Genomic DNA, 25,190 nt, shown 5'->3' with positions numbered 1-25,190 from the left:
TCGGGGTTTTTTTGTTCAAGGTTTTTAGAGATACTTCATAATCACTATTTTAAACTGTATTTAAGAATAAATATCCTCAAAATAGCTTACCACTAACGATTTCATTAGCAATTCCTGCTCTAGCATGGTATAAGGAGGTATTGCTTTAACCAGTTTCCAATGTGGCCAACCATCCTGGTCTAATCCTTCCAATTCGTAAAAACCCATTTCGCTTAATAATCTGCAAGTGGCGATATGCATCAATTCCTCTTTTTGGCGTTTGCTGTATTTCTTTGGTCCTTTGCCTAGTTCTTGTACACCAATCAGAAATAACATCACTTTTAAATCAGGAAAATCCGAATCAAATTCTTGTGAAATTTTTGCTTGCAGCGTTTTCCATTTGCTATTGATCTCCGACGGTTTCATGTTTGCAAAGATAGTGTAAAAAGGTTTATGGCATGAGTTAAAAAGGTAGAGTGTTTCTGTAATATGCTAACATCAATATTGTATTTTTGGTTAAATTTATAATCTATGGATTCAACTTCAAATAATATAGTAACTGCAGGTTTATTGGCTTACGGCATGTCGGGGAAAGTTTTCCACGCTCCTTTTTTAAATACCCACGATGGTTTCAATTTAAAAGCAGTTGTAGAGCGCAGTAAAAAAAATGCAGAAAATGATTATCCGGAAATAATAAGTTACAACAGTGTTGATGAACTTTTAAACGATGCTGCAATAGAATTGGTTGTTGTTAATACCCCAAATAATCTTCATTACGAACATGCTAAAGCTGCCTTAGAAAAGGGAAAACATATCTTGGTAGAAAAGCCCTTCACCGCAACATCTGACCAGGCAAAGGAATTGTTCGATTTGGCTGATAAAGTTCGAAAGCAAATTTTCTTCTATCAAAATCGCCGTTGGGATAGTGATTTTGCATCGGTAAAGAAAGTTTTGGCAAGTGGAAAATTAGGGAAACTAAATGAAATGCATTTGCGTTACGATAGGTACAGAAATGTAATTGGTCCGAAAGCTTTTAAAGAAAAAGCAATTCAAGCAAGCGGATTACTATACGATTTAGGTCCACATTTATTGGATCAGGTAATTAGCATTTTTGGTAAGCCCTTAAGCTATCATAAAATTTTAGGGAAGAATAGAAAAGACACCGCGGTTGATGATTATTTTTCGATTCAACTAAATTATGAAGATAGCGTTAATGTGTTCGTAACATCGAGTATGTTGGTGGTAAATCCACAAGCAGCTTTTGTGCTGCATGGCGTTAATGGCAGTTTTATAAAACAGAGAGCAGATAGTCAGGAAGAACAACTGCTTGCAGGAATGAAATTAACTGACGAAGGTTATGGAATTGAAGCTAAAGGCAAAGATGGCTTGTTAACCACAATAGATAGCGAAGGTTTGAAAACAGAAGAAATTATACCATCAGAAAAAGGAAGCTATTTGCTACTTTTTGATGCTATTTATCTTGCACTAACCGAAAATATCGCTTATCCCGTAACAAGAGCGGATGTATTAATTCAGTTAGAAATTTTAGAAAGTAAGTAACTAAAACTATATAAATAATCCGAGTATATCCATTCATGAGTTCACTACCTTTTGCTTACTTAATCCCAATATTTTTACTAGCGCTTTATTTTATCCTAAGAAAAAAGAAGCCAGCTATTGAGCCTTTAACAGAAACGGATAAACAAATTTTAAACGATTATGTGGGGTTTTATCAGCATTTAGATTCGACCGATAAATTGAGGTTTGAACAAAAGGTTGCAATGTTTTTTAGTACGGTGAAAATCGAAGGCATTGAATTAGAAATGACAACATTGGATGAGTTGTTAATTGCTTCGAGTGCTGTTATACCAATTTTTGGATTTAAAGATTGGCAATATAAAAATCTGACCAGCGTTTTGCTTTATCCTGATACTTTTAACAGCGATTTTCAATTTGAAGGAGGCGAAAGAAATATTATGGGTATGGTTGGAAGCGGTTATATGAACGGACAAATGATTCTATCTCGGTCTGCATTACGCCAGGGTTTTTCTAAAAGTGCCGGGAAAGAGAACACAGCGATTCACGAATTTGTACATCTTTTGGATAAATCTGACGGTGCTACGGATGGCGTTCCGGAAAATTTGATGAGCCATGAATATACCTTGCCATGGATAAAAATGATGCATGAAGAAATGAAGCGTATTGAAGATAACAAATCTGATATTAATCCTTATGCAATTACAAATGAGGCAGAGTTTTTTGCGGTGGTATCAGAATACTTTTTCGAAAAGCCAGAATTATTAAAAGATAAACACCCCGATTTATACCATCAGTTAAGTAAAATATTTGCACAACAACCTGCGGGATAATTAAAATACTGAAATGAAAAATATCAAAATAATTGCATGGTTAGCTTTTTGCTTAACTTCTTTAAACACTTTTGCGCAGCAAACTTATTTGCTTAAACAGAATTATCCCATTGGGAAAAAGTACAGCTATACATTTAATTCCGACCAAATTATTAGCCAGAAAGTAGATGGGAAAGAATTGAACTACATTCAAAATGTTGGTACAGATTATACTTTTGATATTTCGGAAGCAAAGGCAGGTGATAAAAATATAAAGGTGATTTACAGACGATTGAATATTAAATCGGTTGGAGCCGGCAACGAAATGATTTTAGATTCTGATAAAGAAGAGATAGGGAAACCAAATCCATTTGCAGGTTTAAGAAATGCAACATTTAATATGATAATGGCACCAAACGGTGGGGTAAAATCAATATCGGGGATTGATAAAATGGTGGATAGTATGGCTGCTAAAATGACAACAGATACCGCACAACTTAAACAGATTAAAACTTCTCTTAGTAAACAGTTTAATGCTGAAGTTATAAAACAATCGATGGAATCTTCATTAAAAATTTTCCCTGATAAAGCCGTAAAAATTGGAGATAGTTGGGTAGTGAATACCAAAGTTGTAATTACAATGCCAATCGAATCGGCGGTGACTTATACACTTAAAGAAGTAAAAGACGGTATTGCAACACTTACAATCAAAGGTACGCTCGTTTCAAAAGGAGCATTTGAAAGTTTGGGTAGCAAAATGGAAACCGATTTAAAGGGTATGAACATTGGTGATGCACAAATTGACCTAAAAACAGGCATGGTATTAAATACGCATACCCGTTTAGAGTTATATGGTAAAATGAAAGTTGCCGAGCAATCTGTAGATTTTAATTTGGAGGGAATAAATAAGGTTACAGGTAAAGAAATAAATTAGCTATAAACTACCCGTTAGCGCAACCAAAAATTCAGTCATAATTTCTATATGTGGTATATGTCCGCATGCTTCGAATTCTACAATTTTTGAACCCGGTATTTTGAGTGCTGTATTTTTTCCTAAAAACCTGTACAGGCCATGAATGGCTTGTTGATCTTCAGAAAGTAAGCCTTTGCCAACAATCGTTTTATCTTCTTTGCCGATGAAAAGAATGGTTGGAACTTTTAAATCTTTAAATTCATCTACAACTGGTTGTTCGTAAATCATGTTATAGGTTAGTGCTGCAACTTTAGCATATCGAGGGAAGTCGGCACTAAAGGTTACACCTGCAGCAACATTTACTAAACTTTCATAATCGGGTTTCCATACTGTAAAATAAGAGCTTTTATAATATTGGCGAATGCTTTCTGCGGTGTTTTTGAGTTCTCGTTGATACTGCTCTTCCACGGTAGAAACCGGCACAAAAGTTTTGTAATCTTCTAAGCCGATTGGGTTTTCTAATAACAATTTATCCATTCGTTCTGGATACATTAATGCAAACCGTGTTGCCAACATGCCGCCCATACTATGGCCCAAAATAGATGTCTTTTGAATGCCTAAAGTATCTAACAGCTTTTTATTCCATTGAGCCAATTGCTTGAAACTATAGTTTATAATCGGTTTAGATGAACGCCCGAATCCAATCTGGTCTGGTACCAAAACTCTGTAACCATTCCCTGCTAATGCTCTTATTACGTGGCTCCAATAATAGCCGCCAAAGTTTTTGCCATGAAAAAGCATAACCGTTCTGCCATTTGGGGCAATGGTTGGAGGTACATCCATATAAGCCATTCTAATATCCTGACCTTCAACGTTGATGGGTAAAAATTTTATGGGATATGGATATTTAATGTTCTCTAAAGTGATGGATAGCGTATCAATTTTTTGCGCCTTTAAAGCCGTAAATGATAATAACGAAAGGGTAACTAGAATCAAAAATCTCTTCATTTTAAAATATTTTGGTAACCTGGCGAAATTAATAATAATTAATTCGATTTGGTTGAAGAGAATGGTTTAAAAACCATGCCTAAAATTTTTGGCTCAAGAAAAGCAGGTTTTATTTAAATAAGTTAATATGTGAACCTTGAACGCAACTGTATTTTAAATCATTGGTTTTTAAGCAGATTATCACCTTAATTTTAATCTGCGGCTTGCCCTAACAAACCGCAGAATTGCAGTTAGTTTTTAAACATCTGCTTTAAGCTAGTAGCAGGCATAAGCACATACGTAGAATCAGAAAGTGAACCTGAGGTTTTGTTTGTTTTTATATTAGTTAAGGTTATTGTAGATTTTCCTTCTGTTTTTATCGATAAATCATTAATCGAATATTTATCTTTATTATTTTCATCACCATCTATTTCAATATTTGAATTACCTAGCGCTTTAATTGATAGTGTTTTATAAGATGAGGCAGAGGTTTTAAAATTTGAATTTATAAGATTAAGGTTAAGCGAATTTATTGAAGTTTTGTCTAGGTTAATATTATTCACACTATCTGCAAGCAAAGAAAGGTTATTAAATTTTGAGTCGGTATTTAACCAGAATGAACCAATTTTTGAAGCTTTTAAGTTAAGCGAATCTCGTTTGCTAACCCATAAGCTTAAACTATTTCCTCTCGATGCGGCAAACCCAACAATATTTGGAGCATATATATACAATTGCGGCCTTCTAAACTTTTGCTCAACAGAGCCTTTGAAAGAAATTTGGAGTTTGCCATTATCGTCAACATTATAACTTATTAAATTCTTAAACTCCTCTGATATTTTAAGGCCGGTATTATCTTCTTGTATTAAAACGATATCGAGTGCTAAACCTTTGCCATCTAATATTTCTACTGCATTAAATGATTTGTTTATTTTTTCACTTATATAACCATAGGATGGTGTATTAAAGTGTTCCTCTTTTTTATTTTCTTTCAATGCAGCTTTTTTATCCATGTAATTTATTCTAACATTCACCGCAATCACAATTATTGGAATTAATATCAGCGAAATGGCAAGTGATATCAATAGTTTATTACTTGTTTTCATATTCTTAAGCGTTAAAATTTTCTTTAACAAATGTTTTGTATTTGGCTTCAAGTTCATCAAAGCCGATGTTTAATAAATAGATGTTTCTAAATACTACAGGCAGTTCATCATCTATAAATTGAATTTTTCTGTAGGTTTTTACGTGTTCTGTAGCGTTTTCATCTACAAAAAAACCGATTCCTCTTTTGTTATTTATAATATTTTTGTTCTGTAGCAGTTCGTAAGTTCGCATTACTGTATTTGGATTGACCTCCATCTCTACAGCAAGTTCTCTAACAGAAGGTACTTTTTCGTCGGCTTTCCATTTTCCTAGCAAAATATGTTCGCAAACATAATCTGCTATTTGTAGGTATATCGCCTTATTATCTCTAAATTCCATGTCTATACCAATTAAAAAGTTAAACCTCTTTTTCTTTTAGGCGAATGTAAGCTATCGTCCAAAAAATTAATGTTAAAGCAGATGTTACCAGGAGAATCATAAGAAAAGCTAAATCTCTATCGTTGTGGGCACTTCTATGACTAATATTAACCATATTTTTAGTTAAAATTCCTCCGGCTTTATAGATTACATAGATTGCAATTCCCGAAAATATCATTACTGAAATGGCTGTTTTGATATAATGAAATTTATTAAAATACACCGAGCCAAGGAGAAAAATGCTTGTAATTAAGAAAGGAATGGCAAAGAAGTATTCTAAATATTCACGATAATTTTTATCACTAAACATTTGGTAGGTAATGCTTTGGGCTTCTGGAACTTTTGGATTGGCAATTCTAAATGCGTCAATATTAGAATTCAAATACTTTACGAAGCCTAAATCTACTATGTAGAATATAATCAAGTAGCCAGTTAAGCTAACTAGGGCGGTATAAAGTATTCCTGATAATAACTTTTCAGTAACGGATGCAGGTGTCATCAATTCCAAAATAGCTCTTGATTTTTGTCTGAGAATACTAAAGTAACCACTAGCTACCGTGCTAGTAAATAAGAAACCAAGAATTAAAAATATGCCATAGCGAAAGCGTAAATCAAGGTTTCCGTCATAATCAAAATTGTCAGTTCTTCTTTCAATACTTGGAATATAATAGCTATAAAACCCTATTAAAACACCTGCAACTACCAATAGACTTATCAAGTAAATTTTTCCGAAATCTAGCCATTGTCTTTTAAGCAATAGGCCAAACCTGTTTATGTTAAATGTGTTGTTCATCGCTTAGTTAAATAAAGGTTTAAATTTGATTTTTTCTGCAAGGATTGCATTGAATAAAAGTTCCATATCTAGCTTACTGTCTTCGTTATGGTAGTTTGGCATAACGGCATTGTAGCCCGATAAAGATGCTTCGGCATAAATAATGCTTTCATCCAATTCTTTTACTTTTTTGAAAGTTAGTTTGTTGGTAATTTCTTCAACCGAAGCTTTTAAAGCCACATCATTTTCATCAAGCATAATTACGGTATCAATTAAATTATCTAAATCTCGTACCTGGTGGGTAGAAATGATAATGCAACGATCATCCGTTAAGGCTGAAGCCATAATTTTTCTAAACTGCGCTTTCGATGGAATATCTAAACCGTTTGTTGGCTCATCCATAATAACCAATTTTGCCTCGGTAGCTAAACCAAAGGCAATAATGAATTTCTTCTTTTGCCCATAACTCATATCAATAAGTTTATTGTTTGCCGGGATATCAAACTCTTTTAGAAGTTCGAATAAGTAGCCGTGATTAAAATTTTTATAAAAAGGAGCATTGGCTTTTACGTAAGCGTCTATTTTAACTGATGGTAAATAAAATTCTTCGGGTATAAAGCAAATCTGCTCTAACAAAGCGGGTTGGCGTTTTGTAGGATTAAAACCCATAACTTCTAAGGTTCCGCTTTGAGCGTAAACCAAGCCTGCCAGGTTTTTTAATAGGCTAGATTTACCAGCGCCGTTTTTTCCAAGCAAACCGTAAATATGACCATTGCTCAATTGCATGCTCATGTTTTTAAATAATGGTTTTTGCTTGCTGTAACCAAAATTTAAGTTGTTAATTTTTATCATGCCTACTGTATTAGTTAAATAATACACTAAAGTATAATTCATTTTGATATGTTCCAAATAATTTGCGAATTATTTTTTTTGAATATTGATTTTATAAGGTTTATGTAAAAAATCGGTTTAATGATTAATGCACTAAAACATCATTAACATTGTGTTTGTATTATACTGTGTTAACACATTTTTATGGATAAAAATTGGGCATATTTATTAAGTCGGTTGGCAATTGGTTTAAGTTTTTTCGGGCATGGTTTGGTTAGGCTACCTAAATTGCAAGGTTTTAGCAACTGGATGATGGGACAATTTTCTAAATCGCTATTGCCAGATTTTTTGGTTCTGCCTTTTAGTTACGCTTTACCAATCTTGGAATTTGTAGCGGGGTTATTGATTGTGGTAGGTTTGTTTACAAAACAAGGTTTATTGCTTGCGGGCATTATCTCTTTAGCATTAATTTTTGGTACAACAATGATAGAAAATTGGGAAGCCCTGCCATCACAACTTATTCATGTTGCATTTTTATCCTTATTGTTAGCAAACTTGCCGCTTAATAGTTACGCGGTTGATAAACTTTTAAAAAAATAATTATGGAATACAGAAAAATAGGAAATTCAGATTTAGAGCTTTCGGCAATTACTTTTGGTGCTTGGGCAGCCGGAGGTTGGATGTGGGGTAGCACCGATAGAAATGATGCGATAAAAGCAATTCAAGCTGGTTTCGATTTAGGAGTAACCTCTATTGATACTGCACCAATTTATGGTCAGGGCGATAGCGAGGAAATTGTTGGCGATGCTATTAAAGGAATATCCAGGGATAAACTTCAAATTGTAACTAAATTTGGTATGCGCTGGGATTTAGCTAAAGGCGAACTGGCAATGAAATCAAAAAATAACGATGGTAAAGATATTGATGTTTATAAATACGCGGGTAAAGAAAGTGTTACTTATGAATGCGAGCAATCTTTAAAACGTTTAGGAACTGATTATATCGATTTATATCAAATACATTGGCCTGATTTAACAACGCCAATTAGCGAGACATTTGAAGCGGTTAGCAAACTTATTGAGCAAGGAAAAGTGCGTTACGCAGGTGTTTGTAATTATAATGTAGCACAATTGAAGGAAGCTGGTGAAACTTTGGAAATCGTATCTAATCAAATTCCGTTTAGTATGGTTAATCGTGGTGTAGAAGATGAAACCGTGCCTTATTGTATAGAAAATAATAAATCTGTTTTAGCGTATAGTCCGATGGAACGAGGTTTATTAACGGGTAAAATGACCGCTGATTATAAGTTCGAAGAAGGTGACCATCGTCAGGGAAATAAATTCTTCACCCCAGAAAGTATCGAAAAAACAAATGCATTTTTGGCGAAAATTAAACCTTTAGCTGATGAAAAAAATGCAACATTATCTCAATTGGTTTTAAGGTGGACAATCGAGCGCCCAGGAATTACAATCGCTTTAGTTGGAGCAAGAAATGAAAAGCAAGCGGTTCAAAATGCTGAGGCAATTAATGTAAAATTGAGCAATGAGGAAATCCAGTTTATTAACTCAGAATTAGAAAACGCTGGTTTTTAAATTAATTAACCGCAAAGGACAAGAAGTATTTCGCGAAGAAAACAAAGGCAAAATTTTTATTTTCGTTGCGTCAAACTTTTCGTTCTTTGTGGTAAATCTAAACGAATATGTCAAAATTATTTTCTCCTTTAAAATTGAAGGATGTTACTTTAAAAAATAGAATTGTAATTTCACCAATGTGCCAGTATTCAGCAATAGATGGCTTTGCTAACGATTGGCATCTGGTACATTTAGGAAGTAGGGCAGTTGGTGGTGCCGGTTTAATTATTCAAGAGGCTACTGCCGTTGTGCCAGAAGGCAGAATAACACATGCTGATTTAGGGATTTGGAAAGATGAGCAGGTAGAAAAACTTAAGCAAATCGTTTCTTTTATTCATGATAATGGTTCAATAGCCGGAATTCAACTTGCACATGCTGGTAGAAAGGCAAGCTGTGATTTGCCATGGGAAGGCGGAGAACAACTTGCTGATGGTGAAAACAGTTGGTTACCAGTTGGTCCTTCTCCAATACCATTCAAAGCCGGACAAGTTACGCCTCATGAGTTGAGCATTAAAGAAATTCAGGATATCGTATTTGCATTTAGGGCTGGGGCAAAAAGAGCTTTAGATGCAGGATATAAAGTTGTTGAAATTCATGCAGCACATGGTTACCTGCTACATGAGTTTTTTAGTCCTTTAAGTAACACACGAACAGATGTTTATGGCGGAAGTTTTGAAAACAGAATTCGTTTAACGATAGATATTGTAGAAGCAATTCAGTCTGTTTGGCCGGAAAACTTGCCCTTGTTTGTCCGCATTTCCGCAACCGATTGGACGGAAGGTGGATGGAATGAAGAGGATTCTGTTCAGCTTGCAGCGGTATTGAAAGATAAAGGTGTTGATTTAATCGATGCATCGTCGGGAGGAAATGTTCCGGATGCTAAAATTCCTGCCGGACCAAATTATCAAGTTCCTTTTGCCGATAAAATTAGAAATGAAGTTGGCATTTACACAGGCGCCGTTGGTGTAATCGTTGATGCCAATCAGGCAGAAGAAATTTTGCAAAATGATAAAGCCGATTTAATTTTCATTGCCAGAGAATCATTACGCGATGCATATTTTCCTACACATGCAGCACAAATTTTAGGCGATGATGTAGAATGGCCAAATCAATACGTGAGGGCAAAAAGAGAGACCTTCAAGAAATAGGATGTTGAATTGATTGCGCAAGTAATTAATTCAATATGCTTGTTAATTTAGCCACAGTTTTCAGATTAACACTAATCTGAAAACTGTGGCTATTTTTATTAAAGATTATTTCACTAAAGTAAATGGCACATACAAACCGAAAGTAATATTTCTTCCTGCATTGTAAACACCTAAATTAGGATTTTCATAATCGAAACGGCCAGGTTTAAATCTGCTCAAAGCATCGTAATATCTTTGATTTAGCAAGTTGTTTGCAGATACCGATAGTTTTATCGGTTGTTTACCTAAATTAAAGGTAGCGCCAATACCGGCATTTAATAATGTATAACCACTCGTTGGGGTTTCGAATACATCATCAACACGGGTTTGCTTGAATGCAGAATTTATTCCTACCGATAAATAGGCATCATTTGTACCTTTTAGTTTAGGCTCAAAACGCAACTCATTTCTTAGTGTTCCGGCGGGAATAAATGCCAATGGTCTGCCCAAAGTGTTATTTTGCGCATGCACATATCCAAAGGTATTTTCGAAGTGAATAAATGAAACCGGATGAATGGTTAAACTCGCTTCTGCCCCATAAAGGTTTGCATTTACCTGCCCGTAGCGATAAACAGGATATTCATTACCTTCGGCAGTAATGGTTTCGCCATTGTTAGATGCATAAATGAAATTATGAACATAGTTATTGTACACACTTGCACTTGCGCTTACAATTTTTCCTTCATATTCTATTGCCGCATCAACTTGGTAACTACGTTCCGGACTTAAGTTGGAGTTTCCGATTTCGTAACGGAATGTACCTTCATGTACACCGTTAGAGCCTAATTCTGCTGGGTTTGGTGCACGAAATGCAGAACCAGCATTTGCTTTGAAATTCCATTCTTCATTAAACTGATGTGTAAAACCTAACGCACCACTTACATTAGAAGATTTATTTACAAAAGGAGCAAATTGCTCATCGCCATCTATTAATAATTGCTCGCCAGTGTTTTTTCTAAAATCGTAACGGGCACCTAAACTAAATGTACTGTTCTCCCAATTTTTCTTTGCATAAGCAAAAACGCCAACACCATAAGTATCATAGGCTGGAACCAAAAACTCAATGCCTTTATTTTTGCTATTTCCGGCATCGGCACTAAAACCAAATACGGGTTGCCAACCATTGGTTTCGTGTATGTAATATTTTAAATCGGCATTGTATGTTTTAAGGTCGAAAAATAAAGATGGGTCTGGGCCATCTTCTAACTCCCGGCGTTGGTTTTGTTGAAATCCGAAATCGGCTTTTAAATTTCCATTACCAATGATAAAGTTATTGTTTAATGCAATTTTAAAATGTCTAATATCCTGACGAGGATAGTCTAAATCTCTGCTTTTATAATCAGATGTTTCAAAAGGGCTACCATCTTCTCTTACAAAATTTCCTGCAGCATCTAAAGTCGGCTCATAAAAACCGATGTTATTTCGGAAACTTGAAACGTTTAAGTGTGTATAACCCCAGCTTTTATTCAAACCAACCATTCCACTTAAATCCGTTTCATTAAAACCAGAGTTTGGAAAATATCCGGTAGGTGTTTTAAAAGAATAGGCGTTTTTATAGGTTCCACGGGCTCTCCAAACAAATCCATTTTCGTTACCATTTAGCATTAATGAGTTTGTAGATAAACCATTGTTTGTAGAATAGTTTGTAATCAATTCTCCTTTTACCTGGCCCTCCGGCGCTGTACTTGGCTCTAATAAATTAATAACGCCACCAAGCGCATCAGAACCGTAAATTAAAGAGGCTGCCCCGCGTAAAACTTCAACTCTGTCTGATTTAAATTGGTCGATTTCGATACCATGTTCATCGCCCCATTGTTGTCCTTGTTGCTTAATTCCATCATCTAAGGTTACTATTCGGTTATATCCCAAACCTCTTATAACAGGTTTAGAAATTGATGGACCGGTAGTTATTTGAGATACACCCGGAATTTTTGTTAGTGCATCTATTAAATTAGAAGAAGGTTGTAGCAGTTGGTCTTTGCCCAAAACTGCAGATGAAGCACTATTTCGTTTGCTGGTACTACTAATTAAACTACCCGTAATAACAACTTCCTTTGTTTCTATCGCGGTAGATTTTAATGTAAATTCCAGGTTTCCTGCAGTAGCGAAATTTACAACTTGAGTTGCAGTTTTGTAACCGATGTAATGCACTTCAACAATATATGTTCCTTTTGATGGCAGGTTATTTATTGTAAATTCTCCATCATTATTGGTAACGGCAGTAACTTTTAAATCGGGTATAAAGATGGTGGCACCTGGCAAAGTTTGTTTAGTGTCAGCATCAATAACTTTACCTTTTATATCTTTTAAAACGTTGGCAAAGGTTGGTGCACTTAAAAATATGTATAGAATTACAAAGCCTAATAGCTTGAATTTTTTCATGATATGTGTTTTTTGGATGATATAGATAATAGAAACGACATCGCTCAATAGCCATGCGCCTTAATATCTCATTAAAAAAAATAATTTAGATAAGTGTAGAAACACTTAAGCTGAAAAAATTATGCTAAAGGTGGACCACGTAAACTGGTACGTTTTATTTCGGTGTAAGAACTTTTAAGAACCGGATCTGCTTGTCCGAATAGTTTTACCGAAAGGAAAATTTTATAAAGATGATGTGTATGTACATAGTTTTTTTCAAAACCAGCATTACAAATTAAACAATTATCGGCATGAGCCTGTACGTGGCTTAGATGCTTACAATTTATTTCTTGTTTTACAACCGGAATAGGTTGGTGTTTGTGTAATAAATTCCATGGAGTTAAGGCAATAGCAAAAACCATCAGCATTATTGCTGCTAATAAACGGTTAATATGTTGCTTATGCTTTTTCAATGGTTCAAAAGTAGCAATTACTATCCAATTATATATCTTTGAATGGTAACATTGCTTTTATAGTTCGATTCAAACTGATTTGGAAAATACTTCATTATGAAATTCATCAGGAAAAATATTTTTAATACCATATTTATCATTTTATTTTTAGTAATCGCATTTGTTCCTGATGCTAAAGCTTTCTTTTTAAAGGGCTTGATGGAAATTGGGTTTTATTCGCCCAATGTAGAAGAGCGCCCAGTTGAAACCGTTAATCTTACGGGTATTAAATTTAGCAATTCAAAAGGAGAAGTAATTGATTTAGGAGAATTGAACGGCAAGGTTGTTTTTTTAAATTTTTGGGCAACCTGGTGTCCGCCTTGCAGGGCAGAATTTCCATCTATAAATAAACTTTACACACAGTTTAAAAACGACCCAAATGTGGTTTTTATTTTCGTTGATGCAGATGGAGATCTAGTTAAATCGAATAAATACATGGCAGATAAGAAATTCGAACTGCCTGTTTATAAAGTAGAAACTGCCGTGCCTAAGGAGATTTTCGAAAATTCTTTACCAACAACTATAATTTTCGATAAGCAAGGACGAATCTCATTCAAACATGAAGGAGTAGCTAATTACGCTGATAAAAAGTTCACTGAATTTTTAAATAAGTTGAAATCAGCAGATTAAAAATACGTTAGCATCAAAGGAAAATAGCATCCTTTACAATTTAATATTTCATTACTTTTGCCGCTATGATTTCATTTTTCGAGGCTTCGCTAAAGCAACTTTCCATCCACCATACTGGTAATAAATTAGTAGAAGAATATTATAAACTATCAGATGCTCCCTTAAAAATTGATGATGAATTGCTTGGCAATTTGTTAATGCAATTCTTTTTAAAACCCTTCGAAAAAGTTAATGAAGTTTATCGTTTCTATCATCCAAATGATAATCTTCAGCTTAATGAGGTGTTTCATTTTGCAACAGAAATTTTTGAAAACAATGCGCTTTTTCATGAAGATTCTCAGCAACTGGCTAAACACCTGTACGATGTTGCCAATCACCCAAAAATCAAATCGGGCGAAATGTATGTTGCTTATTTTCAAAAAGTACAAATTGAAGGCGAGCAACTCGATGTCATTGGTATTTTTAAATCGGAAACGAAAGACACTTACTTAAAGGTTTACCCCGAACAGGATGGTTTTGGAATGAGCTATGAACAGGATGCAATTAGCATTAATAAGTTAGATAAAGGCTGTTTGATTTTTAATGTTGATAAAGCAGAAGGTTACAAAGTTGTTGTTTTTGACCAAGCAAAAAGTAGTAATGATAGCGCAGTTTATTGGAAGGATGAATTTTTAAAACTGAAAATCCGCAATGATAGCTATAACCAAACCAGTAACGTTTTGGGGGTTTATAAAAACTTCGTAACTCAAAAAATGGATGATGAATACGAGATAAGCAAGGCAGATAAAATTGATTTGCTTAATCGTTCTATGAAGTACTTTAAGGAGAAAGAAACTTTTGATATTGAAGAATTTGGAAACGAAGTAATCGGAAATACAGAAGGGATAGAATCTTTCAAAAATTATAAAAAGAATTACGAAGAGGAATACCAATCGCCAATTGCTGATTCGTTTGAAATTGCGGAATCTGCCGTTAAAAAACAAGCCAGGGCTTACAAAAGCGTACTAAAGCTGGATAAGAATTTTCACATTTACATCCATGGAAACAAGGATATGATTGAAAAGGGATATGATGATGATAAATCTATGAATTACTACAAGGTTTATTTTAGAGAGGAAGAATAGTTAGGTTATTTAAAATAAATCTAAATCCGCTGTTGTGCCTTTAATGCCAGGTATTGATTAATTACATTAATGGTTAATTTTTGTGGCGAAGTTAGAATAGAGAGAATACCGTACTTGTTTAATTCTAACGCCATTTGCTTTTTCTCATAGATAAACTTTTCTGCAATGGTTTTATGGTAAATGCCTTCTACATCTTTAGCAGGAGTTGTGCTCAAACTTTTAAGTTCTGTGTTTTCAAAAAAGACCACTACCAATAAATGGTATTTTGAAATCTTCTTTAGGTAAGGCATTTGCCTTTGTAAGGCTGATAAACTTTCGAAATTGGTAAAGAAAACCGCTAAACTTCTTTGCTTAATAACCGACCTGATGGTGCTGTACAAAGCTTCCATATTACTTTCAAGGTAACGGGTTTTTTCTTTGTACAAAACCTGCATAATCTGACCAAGTTGTGCAGGTTTTCTTTCGGCAGGAATAACAGTACCTATCGTTTCCGATAAGGTAATTAAACCAGCTTTATCTTGTTTTAGCATGGCAACCTTTGATAAGGCAATGCTTGCGTTTATGGCATAGTCTAATAAGCTCAATCCTTCAAAAGGCATACGCATTACCCGCGATTTATCGATAACACAATACACATTTTGTGATCGTTCATCGGTATAGGTATTCACCATTAGGCCACCTTTTCTTGCGGTAGCTTTCCAATTTATGGTTCTGATATCATCACCGCCAACGTAATTTTTAATCTGGTCAAATTCCGAACTCTGGCCAATTTTCCTGATTTTTTTTATTCCAAACTCTGTTAAATTGTTTGAAATTGCCATTAGTTCATATTGTCCTAAATTTATAAAAGATGGAAACACTGGCAATACTTTCGCCCCATCAAAATTATACCTTCTACTAACCAAACCAATCGGCGAGCCGGTGTAAACTCTAATAAATCCAAAGTCGTATTCTCCGCGTTTGGTAGGTCGCAAATTATAATGGATAGATTTTACATCACCCGATTTTAGATATAATTTAAAGTCCTTGTCCCTAAGTTGAAACTGAAATGGAATTTCATCAATAACCCGTAATTTAACGCCAAAACCGTAACGATTTTGCAACTCTATTTGAATAGGATTTTCATCTCCATTACTTAACCTTTTTGCAGTAAATCGATGTGCTTCGATGCCTTTTTCATTGCGATAAAGCACCACAACATCTACAGCCAATAATAGAAATATAACTAATGTTGCAATCTCCGGTATTTCGCCAAGCCATTTAAAAAAGAATTTTAAAATAAAAAGCATAACACAGCAGGCCAGTGCCGCAAATAAGCGATCTGCTAAAAACAAGTTGCTGTAATATTTTTCGAATATCTTTTTCAAGAAGCTTTTTTGAAATTTAAATAATGTGAGAGATGCAAAGTTTACCTCGGTATTTCTATACGTTTAATAATCTGATTTACCACATCTGTTGTAGTTAAACCTTCCATTTCCTTTTCTGGGGATAACAAAATTCGATGTGCCAAAACAGGAACAGCTACTGTAATAATATCATCTGGTGTTACAAAATCGCGGTTTTGAATGGCTGCTAAAGCTTTGGCGCTATGTACAATTGCTAATGATGCTCGCGGCGATGCACCTAAATATAGCGATGGATTGTTGCGTGTTTCGTTTACTATTTTTGCAATAAATTCGAGCAATTTTGGCTCTACAAACAAGCCTCGTATTATACCTCTTGCCGATTGAATTTGCTGTACTGAAAGTACCGGTATAATATCTTGCAGCAGGGTTTTGTTAACCAATGAATGTTGTGCAAGCAAAATTTCAGTTTCTTCTTCCAATGATGGATATTTCACTTCGATTTTAAATAAAAACCTATCGAGTTGCGCCTCTGGTAAACGATAAGTGCCTTCCTGTTCGATTGGATTTTGAGTAGCCAACACCATAAAAGGTTCATCCATTGTGTAAGTAGTACCATCAATAGTAACCTGGCGCTCCTCCATCACTTCAAATAATGCCGATTGTGTTTTGGCAGGTGCCCTGTTAATTTCATCAACCAAAATAATATTGCCAAAAATCGGACCTTTTCTAAATTCAAAATCTCCCGTTTTGGTATTAAAAATTGGCGTTCCTAAAACATCAGATGGCATTAAATCAGGCGTAAACTGTACCCGCGAAAATTGAGCATCAATGGATTTTGCCAATAATTTTGCACTTAAAGTTTTGGCAACTCCAGGTACTCCTTCTATTAAAATATGGCCATCAGCTAGTAAGCCAACTATTAGAAAATCAATAACCTGTTTCTGGCCAATAATAACTTTGCCTAGCGCACTACGAATTTGAGTTACAGCTTCGTTTAAAGCACTTAAATCTGTGCGTTGGTTAAATTGTTCCTGTTCCTGCTCCATTGGGTTTGGTGTTTTTGTAAAATTGTTCTATTATATCGTTAAGCAAAATAAGTTGTCCGTCGCTATATTCATTTAATGTTTGGGTTTGCATTAAATGCCTTGTAATATTTTTTGCAAGGGCTTCATTAATACCCGTTTTTAGCCGAAGTGTTTCAGCGAAATTGCTATCTATCACATTGGTTTTTATAAAATATTTGCTGCGCAGGTGCTCCATTAAATAATTAATTTGCTTTAAAGCAATATCTAAATTGTTTCTTTCGTGGTAATATACACTGCTCACAACATGGGCATATTCTACTGATGTGTTGGTATAAGGATCGGCTATTGGTATAATTCTTTGTCGTCTTTTAATATCGTAAAATACAAAAAGCAACAGACCAAAAATACAAAGGTAGTATGCATATTTTAGTTCTGGATGTTTAAAGAAAACCCTTAAAATATCTGTTTCGCCAGTTTTTATGATCGTAGAATATTCATCAAAAATTAAAGTTTCGGCGCCATATAAATAGCTTAAAGACTTCGCTGCGTATTCTGCTCCATATTTATCCAATAGATTAAAATTACTGTAGAAGCCTGGTCCTGCCATTAAAAATAGCGAACCTTTGCCATAGTCATATTTTATAAAGTTTGGTTTATTGTTGGCGTCTATTCCTAAAACGGTGGCTTTGTTGGTGTCAATTTTACTAAAATAATTACTCCCAATTCCTTTTTCGAAGCCATAATTAACCACTGTTTTTAATTTTGGGTTTGTAAAATTTAAGGAACTTCCATTTTGGGTAAAATTTGTAGCAACTTGCAATTTTAAAGCTTTATTGGCATATCTTCCTAAATCGTAACTGGCAATGAATACCTTATTTCCGGCGATTATAAATTTTCTTAGCTGTTCAAAATCTACTTTGCTAATTTCTATTTGGGGCGAAATAAAAAGGTATGCACTATTCTTTAACTTATTATTTTGTACGGTATTGTAAATAGGCAACGAGGTTGATTTTATAATTGTTTTCGGTAAAATATCATTTAACCTGTTGTATAAAATAAAAGTTCCGTAGGGTATTTTATCTTTTTTTAGGTAAGATGCCGACCAATCTGTTGGTGTTGGTTTATTAAATTGGGCAACCAGATAAATCAAAACTAGTATAATGCCAATGGCTAAATAAATCTTGTATCCTTTCATTTAATTTGGGCGTTAAAATGATTAAAGGATTGTTTAATTGGCTCAAATTTATTAGCATCTATCGGAAAATCCCCATACCAGATGTAATCAAACTGATGGGTTAATAAGCTAAATTCTTGTTTCACATCTGGCTTAGAAATTTCCATTAAATAGTTGTAATTGGTTTTTTCGGGTTGCCAATTAATAATTTCGGCATCACTAAGTTTTTTTAGTGTTCTTAAATACAATAAACGAACTGCCAGGCGAAATTTCCCTTGCTCTATAAATTGCTGAATTTCCTTTTCATAATCAATTTCGTGGATGTTTTCATTCAAAATATCATAAGGGAGTGTAATTTCTTTTGATTTTTTTGCGAATATATTTTCGTTACCAATTACTTTGTAAATGATGTATAAAAGAATAGCTGCACCTAAGCCAATGAAAAAATATTTAGAAATAGGGTTTGATGCTGCTCCGGTAAAAAGCTGGCCAACCTTGCTCCAAAACCAAATCCAAAATCTATCCCAAAGCGATAAATCTCTGGTTAATGCTGCATCATACTTAAATTCGTTTTGTTCAGAATAAGCATCTAAAGCATCTTTATTAAATTTTTGTACATTGATTGTACTGCTATCAAGCTTAATTTCTGTTTTAGGTTGAATCTTTAATTTTTGTGCATAGCTATTTCCTGCAGATGAGAAAATGATGAATAGTAACAAAAATTTAAACAGAAACTTCGGCATTTTAATATTCTTCTGGTCTTGTATCTATTGGTTTATCAGTATTGCCAAAATTAGATATACGCTCCATTAAACCGGTGCTTTCTTTTTGCTCTACCAAACTGAAATAAGATAACGTTATGGTAACGATTGGTATGATGGTAAATACTTGGCAAAGGTACTGTAGCACGGTTGTTATCATAGAAAAAGGTAAAGACATGTGTGGTTTTTTATGCGAAAATAATCCTATCATACTGAAAATTGTTGTAGGCAAAACCACAATCGACATGCAGGCGTAAACGATTATCCAGATGATAAATAAAGTGCCGAACGTTAGCCAAAAATTATCTTTTATGATTTTAAAGCTTCTATTAAAAGCATAACCTAACGTTCCATTTTCAACCACCATAATCGGGAAAATCATTGCTACAAAAGGGAATAGCCAAAACCCCGGAACCAGGCAGAATATAAAACCTATAATAAGCATTAAAATAAGTAAGAATGAACTGCCAAAAACCCTGAAAAAATAATGTTTAAAATATCCCCAAACTTCATCGGTAGTAGGTGTTTCATTTCCTTTTTGTACATACACCGCTATATAAGAAAGTATGGCAACTGTTGTGCTTGCATAACCGGCAAAAGAAAATATAACGGCCAAATAATATTCTATACCATAGAGTGAGCCAAAACCAAATGCATTTCTTGCTGTATTTCCATCAATGCTATTAATCATGCCGATGGTTTTGTATTGCTGTAATAACATGGATAGCATTGCGCCCAATACAAAAAGACCACTAAAAATGAAATAGGTTTTTACAATGGGTTTTAAATTCTGCCGTATGAATGTAAATGTATCATTTATAATCTGACCGAAATCTCTTACTTTTTTAAATTCTATTTTTGAAAGCATAAGTTTTTAGATTATTGTTTTCTTATTAATTTTAGCGGGATAAATAAATACATACCAAATAATAAACGTTGCCGAGGCCAATAAAATAAAGCCACTTAACCACATTGGCATTTCTGTATGTCGGGTTATAAAACTTTCGAAAAATGCAGCAACAATAAAAATTGGAACCAAACCTAAAACCATTTTCAATCCGTCTTTTGCGCCTTTTAATATGGATGCCTTCCTGGTATAAGTTTTAGGAAATAGCATGCTGTTGCCTAATACTAAGCCAGCCGCACCAGCCAAAACAATGGCAGAAATTTCTAAGGTTCCATGTATCCAAATAACTAAAACAGACTGCAAGCCTAAACCTTTACTGAAGAAAAAATATTGAAAGGAACCAAGCATAACTCCATTTCTAAATAAAGAAACAATAGAACCGAAAGAGAGCATAATACCTAGAACAAATGTATAAAGCGAAACATAAATATTGTTCGCACCAATTTGGATAAACATTAATACCGGATTCTCTTGTTTATAAACCCCGAATGGGTCGCCTTTCGCAATGTTGTCATTAGTCATGTTTACATAACCATCACCTAAAATTAATCGGATAAAGGTGTCGTCATATTTTGCAGAAATTGCGCCAATTGAGCAAGAAGCTAAAAAGAATACCAAGGCATAAATAATCTGCTTTTTATGTGTAAAAAATAGCAGTGGCAATTCGGCTTTCCAAAAATCAATAAATCTGTTCGATTTCTCTTTTTTATTTTTGTAAACAGAGCGATGCAATTTTGAGGCTAAGCCATTAAGGTAAGCCGTGGTTTTAGAATTTGGGTAAAATGTTTTTGAATAAGCTAAATCGTTTGTAATTTCTGTAAAACGATTGGCAAGTTCATCTGGATTTGCCAATTGCATTTCATCATAGCGTTTCCACTTTTCTGTGTTCTGTTTTACAAATAAAGCTTCTCTCATTAATCAACTAAAATGTTGGGTTAAAATAGTTTAATTTTTCAATTGATACAAAAAAATCGAGTTTAAATAATTTAATGTGCGATGGATAATTTTTTAAAGCAGTGATAACTTCATTGTGCGTAAAAAAAATTATGTTTGGATATGGAAAGCATCAGAATTAGCACCGCTCAAAATGTTGATATCGATTATGAAGTAGCAGGTTTAGGCGAACGAATTGCCGCAAGGTTAATTGATTTAGCCGGATTTTTAGTGCTTTACATTGTTGCAATTATTTTAATGATTATAGCTTCAATTAGCCGTTCTGAGGTTTTAGCTATCACCTTGCTAGTGATATTCTTCGTAATTTTTATCTTTTACGATTTGGTTTGCGAGTTAACGATGGATGGACAAACTTTCGGCAAGAAAATTATGAAAATTAAAGTAATAAGTCTTGATGGTGGTCAACCGACCTTCGGGCAATATTTAATGCGATGGATTTTTAGAATTGTAGATTTTGGCGTTATTTTCGGTTGGGGTGTCGTGGCATTAATTAGTGTAGCAATTTCAAAAAATCATCAACGTGTTGGAGATATGCTTGCTAAAACGACCTTAATTAAAACAGTACCAAGAACTAAAATTGATAACGTTGCCTTTAGCTTTTCTTTACCAGAAGATTACCAGCCCATTTTTAAAGAAGTGGTGCATTTAAATGATAGAGATGCAGAATTAATTTATGAAGTTTTAACAGGCTTTTACCAAACAGGCAACCCCGATTTGATTTACGCCATGTTTGCCAAAACTAAAAACCATATTGCAGCAACATTACCCGAAGGCATGAATGAATTGCAATTTTTGGAAACGGTTATGAAAGATTATAAACACCTAACTGCGAATAGTTAGTTTAGTGAAATGTAAAATTAACTTGTCGAAAAATTTTAAATAATATTTCGACAAGTTAAAACGATAACCCGACAAAAGGTATTGCTAAAATCTAAACTACACCAGCTCCGAGAATTAATCTTATGCCGCCAAAGAGAATTGCAATAGCGCATAAAACAATTCCTGTGGTAGCCATACCGGTCGGTAGATTTAAACTTTTTTCTTGATTGTAACCCAGAATACTCAAAATTAAGCCAATAATAGCAAAGGGAATATTTAGCCAGTTAAAGGCGCCAAAGCAAGGTATAAACCCCAATAACATGCCTAGAATTGATAATATCCCAAAAATTAAACCTGCAATTTTCATAATTTATTTATTTTTTTAGTTTGAATTAGTTGTTTGATTATTAGGTAGATAAAGAAAAAGGTAATGGTAAGTAGCATAAATGCATAAAGTGTTATGCTGCCTTTATTAAGCGCTAAAGCTTCCCTGAAATTGAAATTGCTGATTTTGACGAATGCTCTTGTCATGCCGCAAAGGATACAAGAACTTCCGTTAATTTTGGATGTGCAAAGTGGTATTATGCTGAAAAAGTGGTATTATGCTGAAACAATTTTCATCAGCATATTTACTTGCTAGAATTAAAGAAAGAAATATTATGGAGATAATTCCCCAAACCCATTCTAATGCAAAAAATAATTCGCGTTTAACCATCAACATTAATAAATTATAAATGGGATGGATTATTTGCTACTATACTTTTACATGAAGTATGAAATTAGCGATTGCTAGGGCGTGGATTGAAAATCAAATGTAATTAAATTATTTTATTACATCTAAAATTTTTGGTGTTAACGCATTGACCCATTGAGTATACATTTTTCCACTCGGGTGTAAGCCATCATCTGCAATAAGTGATACATCATTTGCCGCCATTCTCGAATCTGGCGTGATATTGGTAAAACTAACGCCTGCCGCTGTAGTAATTTGTTGTGCCGCGGCATTAAAAGCATCAATTTCTGTGGCAATGGTTTGGGCACTTTTCGAATAGTTTTTAGCAAAAGGTGTAACGCCCCAATCTGGAATTGAAACTACAAAAACCCTTGCTTTTCTTCCGCCAGAAAAACCAATTGCCGTTTGTAATAATTCAGAAAATTCTTTTTTGTAGGTGTCTAAAGGATATCCACGGTATTGATTATTTACACCTATCAACAAGGTAACAATGTCAAATTTTTCTGTAATTTTTGCTTGCGTAATGGCACCTTGAAGCTCGTTGGTAGTCCACCCGGTAACTGCAATAATTTTAGGGTTTTCTACGTTTCGGTTATTGGCTTTTAATGAAGATTGCAACTGATATGGAAATGATTCTGATTGCTTAACAGATTCGCCAATGGTATAAGAATCGCCTAATGCCAAATAGGTAAAGTTACCTGTAGGATTTGTTGTGAGAACTGGATTTACAGGATTTATTGCAGCAGGCATATTATTTTCTTTAGTGCAGCCCGAAGATAAAAAAGAAAGTATTAGAATGCCAGATAAAAATCTCATAACAAGATTTACGGATTAAGCTATAATTTGGTTTTAATTTAGTTCTTTAACCAAACGCTCCCGAAATTTTGAATTGGTGATGATGCTCGATTCAAACTCTCCAAAGTTTTTATTTATGAATTGCTGTTCGCTTGGTGATAGGTCATTAAAGAAGAATGCACAACTTATCTTATTACCTTTTAAATCCGTCAGGTAAAAAGCATCTGTTAAAACAAAACTCGTTGAGCCACCTTTTTGCCCCAAATGCCGAAAGTTACTTTTGTTGCTTGGGTAGTTCATTGGCCATTCCATAATTTGTTGTAAAACCAGTTGAACCTCGGGTTTAAAATAGCTTTCGCTATTAATTTTTTTCATTAGCTCGGCATATTCTTTTGTTGTAGAAACTATTAGTCTATCCGACCAAATTTTTTGTATTTCAATCGATAAATTGTTGAAATTGAATTGCTTGATAAAGTTGCTATCTGCTTTAAGTTTTTGATGATTTTGTGCACAAATTTTTCGATATTCAGCATCACTAAGGCTTTTCAATTTACTTAACCAAACATCTTTTTCAATATTTTCCGGTTTTAAAAAAGTCATTAAAGCACTCGCCGTGAAGTAATAATATGGAGAATGGTTTTTAATTTTCAGGTCTTTTAAATTGGCATTTATTTTATCCGTGCCTAGCAAATCCTGAAGGTATTCCGTATTTGCATTTGAGCTAAATCTAATCATACCTTTAGCGATTTCCAATAACGTTACGCTATCATTAATGGTCTTTTTCAAAGATTTTAGCCAAGCCGGATGTGCACCTCCATCAGTAAAAGGAATGTAATATCGGTTGATATCTTTGACTGCTATTTTGGTGTTTTTATTTATCTGTTTTGAAGCAACCTGATTGGCAAATTCTAAAGCAATTATTGTTTTGGCGGCACTTGCCAAAGGCATAAGCTGGTTGCCGTGACAATTTAAAGTTTCCTTGCCATTTTCGTTTATCACGATGGATGATTTTTGAGGATTGTTCCTTATGAAATTCACCATATCATCAACATTTTGTGCAAAGGAAGAATGGCAAAAGCAAAATAAGAAAATGATTAGTAGGGCATTTTTCATTGAATCAACTCCATTTTGAATAAATCAGCAATGTGGTTTTTCAGTTTTTCCTTTACCTCCTCCATGTTCAATTTGTAACCCAATTCTTTTTCTAATGATGTTACCGCTTTATCATCAATACCACAAGGAACGATGTTTTTAAAATAATCTAAATCTACGTTTACATTAAACGCAAAACCATGCATGGTAACCCAGCGGCTGCAGCGAACGCCCATGGCACAAATTTTTCTGGCTTTATCATTATCTGCATCCAGCCAAACACCTGTATAACCTGGATAACGTCCAGATGCTATGCCATAATCTTTCAAAGTAAGGATAACAGCCTCTTCTAAAGTTCTTAGATATAGATGAATATCCGTAAAAAAATTATCCAAATCTAATATGGGGTAGCCAACAATTTGCCCTGGTCCGTGGTAGGTAATATCGCCACCGCGATTAATTTTATAGTAAGTTGCCTGCTTATCTTTTAAACCTTGTTCATCAAGAAGTAAATTTTCTTGATGCCCGCTTTTTCCTAACGTATAAACATGAGGATGCTCATTAAAAATAAGGTAATTTGGTGTAGGTAAGTTTGTTCCGTTGTTTCGGTTATCAGTTTTGATGGCTACTGTTTTATTCAATAAATCTTCCTGCCTATCCCAAGCTTGCTGGTAATCGGTTAAACCCCAATCTATAAATTGAGTAGGTATTCGTATTACTGAACCTACTACTGGCAAACCTGAGTTTTCACTGTTAACATTATGCATAATTATCTTTCTTCAATTGTA

The 25,190-nt window shown here is 34.3% G+C and carries 29 protein-coding genes; 10 read left to right on the top strand and 19 right to left on the bottom strand.

Annotated elements, in window-relative coordinates:
* Positions 1-60: 60 nt before the first annotated feature.
* A complete protein-coding gene (locus D7004_RS19920; RefSeq protein ID WP_123207581.1) occupies positions 61-405 on the bottom strand; it encodes a hypothetical protein in 345 nt (114 codons plus the stop codon).
* Positions 406-510: 105 nt separating this feature from the next.
* On the opposite strand from D7004_RS19920, the gene D7004_RS19915 reads away from it, so the two are divergent.
* Genes D7004_RS19915 through D7004_RS19905 form a run of 3 tightly spaced genes read left to right on the top strand, consistent with a single transcriptional unit; the run spans position 511 to position 3,261 of the window.
* The gene (locus D7004_RS19915; protein WP_123207580.1) at positions 511-1,539 is read left to right on the top strand and encodes a Gfo/Idh/MocA family oxidoreductase; all 1,029 of its coding nucleotides are present in this window, start codon (positions 511-513) and stop codon (positions 1,537-1,539) included.
* A 35-nt stretch (positions 1,540-1,574) separates the two neighbouring features.
* Positions 1,575-2,348, top strand: coding sequence for a M90 family metallopeptidase (locus D7004_RS19910; RefSeq protein ID WP_123207579.1), 774 nt, complete (start codon positions 1,575-1,577; stop codon positions 2,346-2,348).
* Positions 2,349-2,361: 13 nt separating this feature from the next.
* Positions 2,362-3,261, top strand: a complete 900-nt coding sequence (locus D7004_RS19905; protein ID WP_123207578.1) for a DUF6263 family protein — start codon at positions 2,362-2,364, stop codon at positions 3,259-3,261.
* On the opposite strand, the gene D7004_RS19900 is transcribed toward D7004_RS19905, so the two are convergent.
* The 5 genes from D7004_RS19900 to D7004_RS19880 all read right to left on the bottom strand — a co-directional run bounded on the left by D7004_RS19900 (position 3,262) and on the right by D7004_RS19880 (position 7,372).
* A complete protein-coding gene (locus tag D7004_RS19900) occupies positions 3,262-4,248 on the bottom strand; it encodes an alpha/beta fold hydrolase (RefSeq protein WP_123207577.1) in 987 nt (328 codons plus the stop codon). It lies immediately after the preceding gene.
* A 230-nt stretch (positions 4,249-4,478) separates the two neighbouring features.
* Positions 4,479-5,237: a hypothetical protein gene (locus D7004_RS19895; RefSeq protein ID WP_148042842.1), complete on the bottom strand. Its 759-nt coding sequence runs from the start codon at positions 5,235-5,237 to the stop codon at positions 4,479-4,481.
* A 97-nt stretch (positions 5,238-5,334) separates the two neighbouring features.
* Positions 5,335-5,709 carry a GntR family transcriptional regulator gene (locus D7004_RS19890; protein WP_123207575.1) on the bottom strand — a complete coding sequence of 125 codons (375 nt, stop codon included), beginning with the start codon at positions 5,707-5,709 and terminating at the stop codon, positions 5,335-5,337.
* A gap of 19 nt (positions 5,710-5,728) precedes the next feature.
* Complete coding sequence (locus D7004_RS19885) at positions 5,729-6,541, bottom strand: hypothetical protein (RefSeq protein WP_123207574.1); 813 nt, start codon at positions 6,539-6,541, stop codon at positions 5,729-5,731.
* 3 nt (positions 6,542-6,544) lie between these two features.
* The gene (locus tag D7004_RS19880; protein WP_123207690.1) at positions 6,545-7,372 is read right to left on the bottom strand and encodes an ABC transporter ATP-binding protein; all 828 of its coding nucleotides are present in this window, start codon (positions 7,370-7,372) and stop codon (positions 6,545-6,547) included.
* Between the two features lie 183 nt (positions 7,373-7,555).
* On the opposite strand from D7004_RS19880, the gene D7004_RS19875 reads away from it, so the two are divergent.
* The 3 genes from D7004_RS19875 (at position 7,556) to namA (ending at position 10,130) form a co-directional block, all read left to right on the top strand.
* Entirely contained in the window at positions 7,556-7,951 is a 396-nt protein-coding gene (locus tag D7004_RS19875; RefSeq protein ID WP_123207573.1) for a DoxX family protein, read from the top strand.
* 2 nt (positions 7,952-7,953) lie between these two features.
* Entirely contained in the window at positions 7,954-8,943 is a 990-nt protein-coding gene (locus D7004_RS19870) for an aldo/keto reductase (protein ID WP_123207572.1), read from the top strand.
* A 107-nt stretch (positions 8,944-9,050) separates the two neighbouring features.
* Positions 9,051-10,130 (top strand): NADPH dehydrogenase NamA, encoded by a 1,080-nt coding sequence (namA, locus tag D7004_RS19865; RefSeq protein ID WP_123207571.1) that lies wholly within the window; start codon positions 9,051-9,053, stop codon positions 10,128-10,130.
* Between the two features lie 105 nt (positions 10,131-10,235).
* Here the strand turns inward: namA and D7004_RS19860 are convergent, their stop codons facing one another.
* Both D7004_RS19860 and D7004_RS19855 read right to left on the bottom strand, forming a co-directional pair.
* Positions 10,236-12,551, bottom strand: coding sequence for a TonB-dependent receptor (locus D7004_RS19860; protein WP_123207570.1), 2,316 nt, complete (start codon positions 12,549-12,551; stop codon positions 10,236-10,238).
* A 119-nt stretch (positions 12,552-12,670) separates the two neighbouring features.
* Entirely contained in the window at positions 12,671-13,003 is a 333-nt protein-coding gene (locus D7004_RS19855) for a hypothetical protein (protein ID WP_123207569.1), read from the bottom strand.
* Positions 13,004-13,099: 96 nt separating this feature from the next.
* On the opposite strand from D7004_RS19855, the gene D7004_RS19850 reads away from it, so the two are divergent.
* Together D7004_RS19850 and D7004_RS19845 are read left to right on the top strand one after the other, a co-directional pair.
* Positions 13,100-13,672: a TlpA family protein disulfide reductase gene (locus D7004_RS19850; RefSeq protein ID WP_123207568.1), complete on the top strand. Its 573-nt coding sequence runs from the start codon at positions 13,100-13,102 to the stop codon at positions 13,670-13,672.
* 65 nt (positions 13,673-13,737) lie between these two features.
* On the top strand, positions 13,738-14,796 hold the full coding sequence (locus tag D7004_RS19845) for a nucleoid-associated protein (protein ID WP_123207567.1): 1,059 nt from the start codon (positions 13,738-13,740) through the stop codon (positions 14,794-14,796).
* A 20-nt stretch (positions 14,797-14,816) separates the two neighbouring features.
* Here the strand turns inward: D7004_RS19845 and D7004_RS19840 are convergent, their stop codons facing one another.
* Genes D7004_RS19840 through D7004_RS19815 form a run of 6 tightly spaced genes read right to left on the bottom strand, consistent with a single transcriptional unit; the run spans position 14,817 to position 20,924 of the window.
* Complete coding sequence (locus D7004_RS19840; RefSeq protein WP_123207566.1) at positions 14,817-16,163, bottom strand: DUF58 domain-containing protein; 1,347 nt, start codon at positions 16,161-16,163, stop codon at positions 14,817-14,819.
* Positions 16,164-16,204: 41 nt separating this feature from the next.
* Positions 16,205-17,188: an AAA family ATPase gene (locus tag D7004_RS19835; protein WP_123207565.1), complete on the bottom strand. Its 984-nt coding sequence runs from the start codon at positions 17,186-17,188 to the stop codon at positions 16,205-16,207.
* A complete protein-coding gene (locus D7004_RS19830; protein WP_123207564.1) occupies positions 17,163-18,362 on the bottom strand; it encodes a DUF4350 domain-containing protein in 1,200 nt (399 codons plus the stop codon). Before D7004_RS19830 ends, D7004_RS19835 begins: the two co-directional genes overlap by 26 nt.
* Positions 18,359-19,084 (bottom strand): DUF4129 domain-containing protein, encoded by a 726-nt coding sequence (locus tag D7004_RS19825; RefSeq protein ID WP_123207563.1) that lies wholly within the window; start codon positions 19,082-19,084, stop codon positions 18,359-18,361. Before D7004_RS19825 ends, D7004_RS19830 begins: the two co-directional genes overlap by 4 nt.
* 1 nt (position 19,085) lies before the next feature.
* Positions 19,086-19,970 carry a hypothetical protein gene (locus D7004_RS19820; protein WP_123207562.1) on the bottom strand — a complete coding sequence of 295 codons (885 nt, stop codon included), beginning with the start codon at positions 19,968-19,970 and terminating at the stop codon, positions 19,086-19,088.
* Between the two features lie 6 nt (positions 19,971-19,976).
* A complete protein-coding gene (locus D7004_RS19815) occupies positions 19,977-20,924 on the bottom strand; it encodes a stage II sporulation protein M (RefSeq protein ID WP_123207561.1) in 948 nt (315 codons plus the stop codon).
* 141 nt (positions 20,925-21,065) lie between these two features.
* On the opposite strand from D7004_RS19815, the gene D7004_RS19810 reads away from it, so the two are divergent.
* On the top strand, positions 21,066-21,803 hold the full coding sequence (locus tag D7004_RS19810) for an RDD family protein (RefSeq protein ID WP_123207560.1): 738 nt from the start codon (positions 21,066-21,068) through the stop codon (positions 21,801-21,803).
* 91 nt (positions 21,804-21,894) lie between these two features.
* Here D7004_RS19810 and D7004_RS19805 read toward each other — a convergent pair whose 3' ends face one another.
* Both D7004_RS19805 and D7004_RS21340 read right to left on the bottom strand, forming a co-directional pair.
* Positions 21,895-22,149 (bottom strand): hypothetical protein, encoded by a 255-nt coding sequence (locus tag D7004_RS19805; RefSeq protein WP_123207559.1) that lies wholly within the window; start codon positions 22,147-22,149, stop codon positions 21,895-21,897.
* On the bottom strand, positions 22,146-22,343 hold the full coding sequence (locus D7004_RS21340; protein WP_407946552.1) for a DUF2752 domain-containing protein: 198 nt from the start codon (positions 22,341-22,343) through the stop codon (positions 22,146-22,148). The genes D7004_RS19805 and D7004_RS21340 overlap by 4 nt, the downstream gene beginning before the upstream one ends.
* A gap of 41 nt (positions 22,344-22,384) precedes the next feature.
* Here D7004_RS21340 and D7004_RS21180 point away from each other — a divergent pair, with 41 nt between their 5' ends.
* The gene (locus D7004_RS21180) at positions 22,385-22,516 is read left to right on the top strand and encodes a hypothetical protein (RefSeq protein ID WP_279634793.1); all 132 of its coding nucleotides are present in this window, start codon (positions 22,385-22,387) and stop codon (positions 22,514-22,516) included.
* A gap of 89 nt (positions 22,517-22,605) precedes the next feature.
* On the opposite strand, the gene D7004_RS19795 is transcribed toward D7004_RS21180, so the two are convergent.
* From D7004_RS19795 to lipB, 3 genes are read right to left on the bottom strand one after another with little or no spacing between them, the layout of a single operon-like run.
* Positions 22,606-23,331, bottom strand: a complete 726-nt coding sequence (locus tag D7004_RS19795) for an SGNH/GDSL hydrolase family protein (RefSeq protein WP_123207557.1) — start codon at positions 23,329-23,331, stop codon at positions 22,606-22,608.
* A 33-nt stretch (positions 23,332-23,364) separates the two neighbouring features.
* Positions 23,365-24,423, bottom strand: a complete 1,059-nt coding sequence (locus tag D7004_RS19790; RefSeq protein ID WP_123207556.1) for a serine hydrolase — start codon at positions 24,421-24,423, stop codon at positions 23,365-23,367.
* Entirely contained in the window at positions 24,420-25,169 is a 750-nt protein-coding gene (gene lipB / locus D7004_RS19785; protein WP_244214392.1) for a lipoyl(octanoyl) transferase LipB, read from the bottom strand. Before lipB ends, D7004_RS19790 begins: the two co-directional genes overlap by 4 nt.
* Positions 25,170-25,190 lie beyond the last annotated feature (21 nt).

This window comes from Pedobacter jejuensis (assembly GCF_003725795.1).
In the GTDB taxonomy this organism is placed as follows: domain Bacteria; phylum Bacteroidota; class Bacteroidia; order Sphingobacteriales; family Sphingobacteriaceae; genus Pedobacter; species Pedobacter jejuensis.
This window is presented reverse-complemented; position numbering and strand designations above follow the sequence as displayed.

Coding starts and splice junctions, on each gene's coding strand:
- D7004_RS19875 (WP_123207573.1), top strand. CDS start 7,556: ATGGATAAAAATTGGGCATATTTATTAAGTCGGTTGGCAATTGGTTTA.
- D7004_RS19850 (WP_123207568.1), top strand. CDS start 13,100: ATGAAATTCATCAGGAAAAATATTTTTAATACCATATTTATCATTTTA.
- D7004_RS19825 (WP_123207563.1), bottom strand. CDS start 19,084: ATGCCGAAGTTTCTGTTTAAATTTTTGTTACTATTCATCATTTTCTCA.
- D7004_RS19880 (WP_123207690.1), bottom strand. CDS start 7,372: ATGATAAAAATTAACAACTTAAATTTTGGTTACAGCAAGCAAAAACCA.
- D7004_RS19870 (WP_123207572.1), top strand. CDS start 7,954: ATGGAATACAGAAAAATAGGAAATTCAGATTTAGAGCTTTCGGCAATT.
- D7004_RS21180 (WP_279634793.1), top strand. CDS start 22,385: ATGCTGAAACAATTTTCATCAGCATATTTACTTGCTAGAATTAAAGAA.
- D7004_RS19835 (WP_123207565.1), bottom strand. CDS start 17,188: ATGGAGCAGGAACAGGAACAATTTAACCAACGCACAGATTTAAGTGCT.
- D7004_RS19820 (WP_123207562.1), bottom strand. CDS start 19,970: ATGCTTTCAAAAATAGAATTTAAAAAAGTAAGAGATTTCGGTCAGATT.
- D7004_RS19900 (WP_123207577.1), bottom strand. CDS start 4,248: ATGAAGAGATTTTTGATTCTAGTTACCCTTTCGTTATTATCATTTACG.
- D7004_RS19845 (WP_123207567.1), top strand. CDS start 13,738: ATGATTTCATTTTTCGAGGCTTCGCTAAAGCAACTTTCCATCCACCAT.
- D7004_RS19915 (WP_123207580.1), top strand. CDS start 511: ATGGATTCAACTTCAAATAATATAGTAACTGCAGGTTTATTGGCTTAC.
- D7004_RS19890 (WP_123207575.1), bottom strand. CDS start 5,709: ATGGAATTTAGAGATAATAAGGCGATATACCTACAAATAGCAGATTAT.
- D7004_RS19885 (WP_123207574.1), bottom strand. CDS start 6,541: ATGAACAACACATTTAACATAAACAGGTTTGGCCTATTGCTTAAAAGA.
- D7004_RS19815 (WP_123207561.1), bottom strand. CDS start 20,924: ATGAGAGAAGCTTTATTTGTAAAACAGAACACAGAAAAGTGGAAACGC.
- D7004_RS19795 (WP_123207557.1), bottom strand. CDS start 23,331: ATGAGATTTTTATCTGGCATTCTAATACTTTCTTTTTTATCTTCGGGC.
- lipB (WP_244214392.1), bottom strand. CDS start 25,169: ATGCATAATGTTAACAGTGAAAACTCAGGTTTGCCAGTAGTAGGTTCA.
- D7004_RS19910 (WP_123207579.1), top strand. CDS start 1,575: ATGAGTTCACTACCTTTTGCTTACTTAATCCCAATATTTTTACTAGCG.
- namA (WP_123207571.1), top strand. CDS start 9,051: ATGTCAAAATTATTTTCTCCTTTAAAATTGAAGGATGTTACTTTAAAA.
- D7004_RS19920 (WP_123207581.1), bottom strand. CDS start 405: ATGAAACCGTCGGAGATCAATAGCAAATGGAAAACGCTGCAAGCAAAA.
- D7004_RS19830 (WP_123207564.1), bottom strand. CDS start 18,362: ATGAAAGGATACAAGATTTATTTAGCCATTGGCATTATACTAGTTTTG.
- D7004_RS19810 (WP_123207560.1), top strand. CDS start 21,066: ATGGAAAGCATCAGAATTAGCACCGCTCAAAATGTTGATATCGATTAT.
- D7004_RS19860 (WP_123207570.1), bottom strand. CDS start 12,551: ATGAAAAAATTCAAGCTATTAGGCTTTGTAATTCTATACATATTTTTA.
- D7004_RS19790 (WP_123207556.1), bottom strand. CDS start 24,423: ATGAAAAATGCCCTACTAATCATTTTCTTATTTTGCTTTTGCCATTCT.
- D7004_RS19905 (WP_123207578.1), top strand. CDS start 2,362: ATGAAAAATATCAAAATAATTGCATGGTTAGCTTTTTGCTTAACTTCT.
- D7004_RS19895 (WP_148042842.1), bottom strand. CDS start 5,237: ATGGATAAAAAAGCTGCATTGAAAGAAAATAAAAAAGAGGAACACTTT.
- D7004_RS19805 (WP_123207559.1), bottom strand. CDS start 22,149: ATGAAAATTGCAGGTTTAATTTTTGGGATATTATCAATTCTAGGCATG.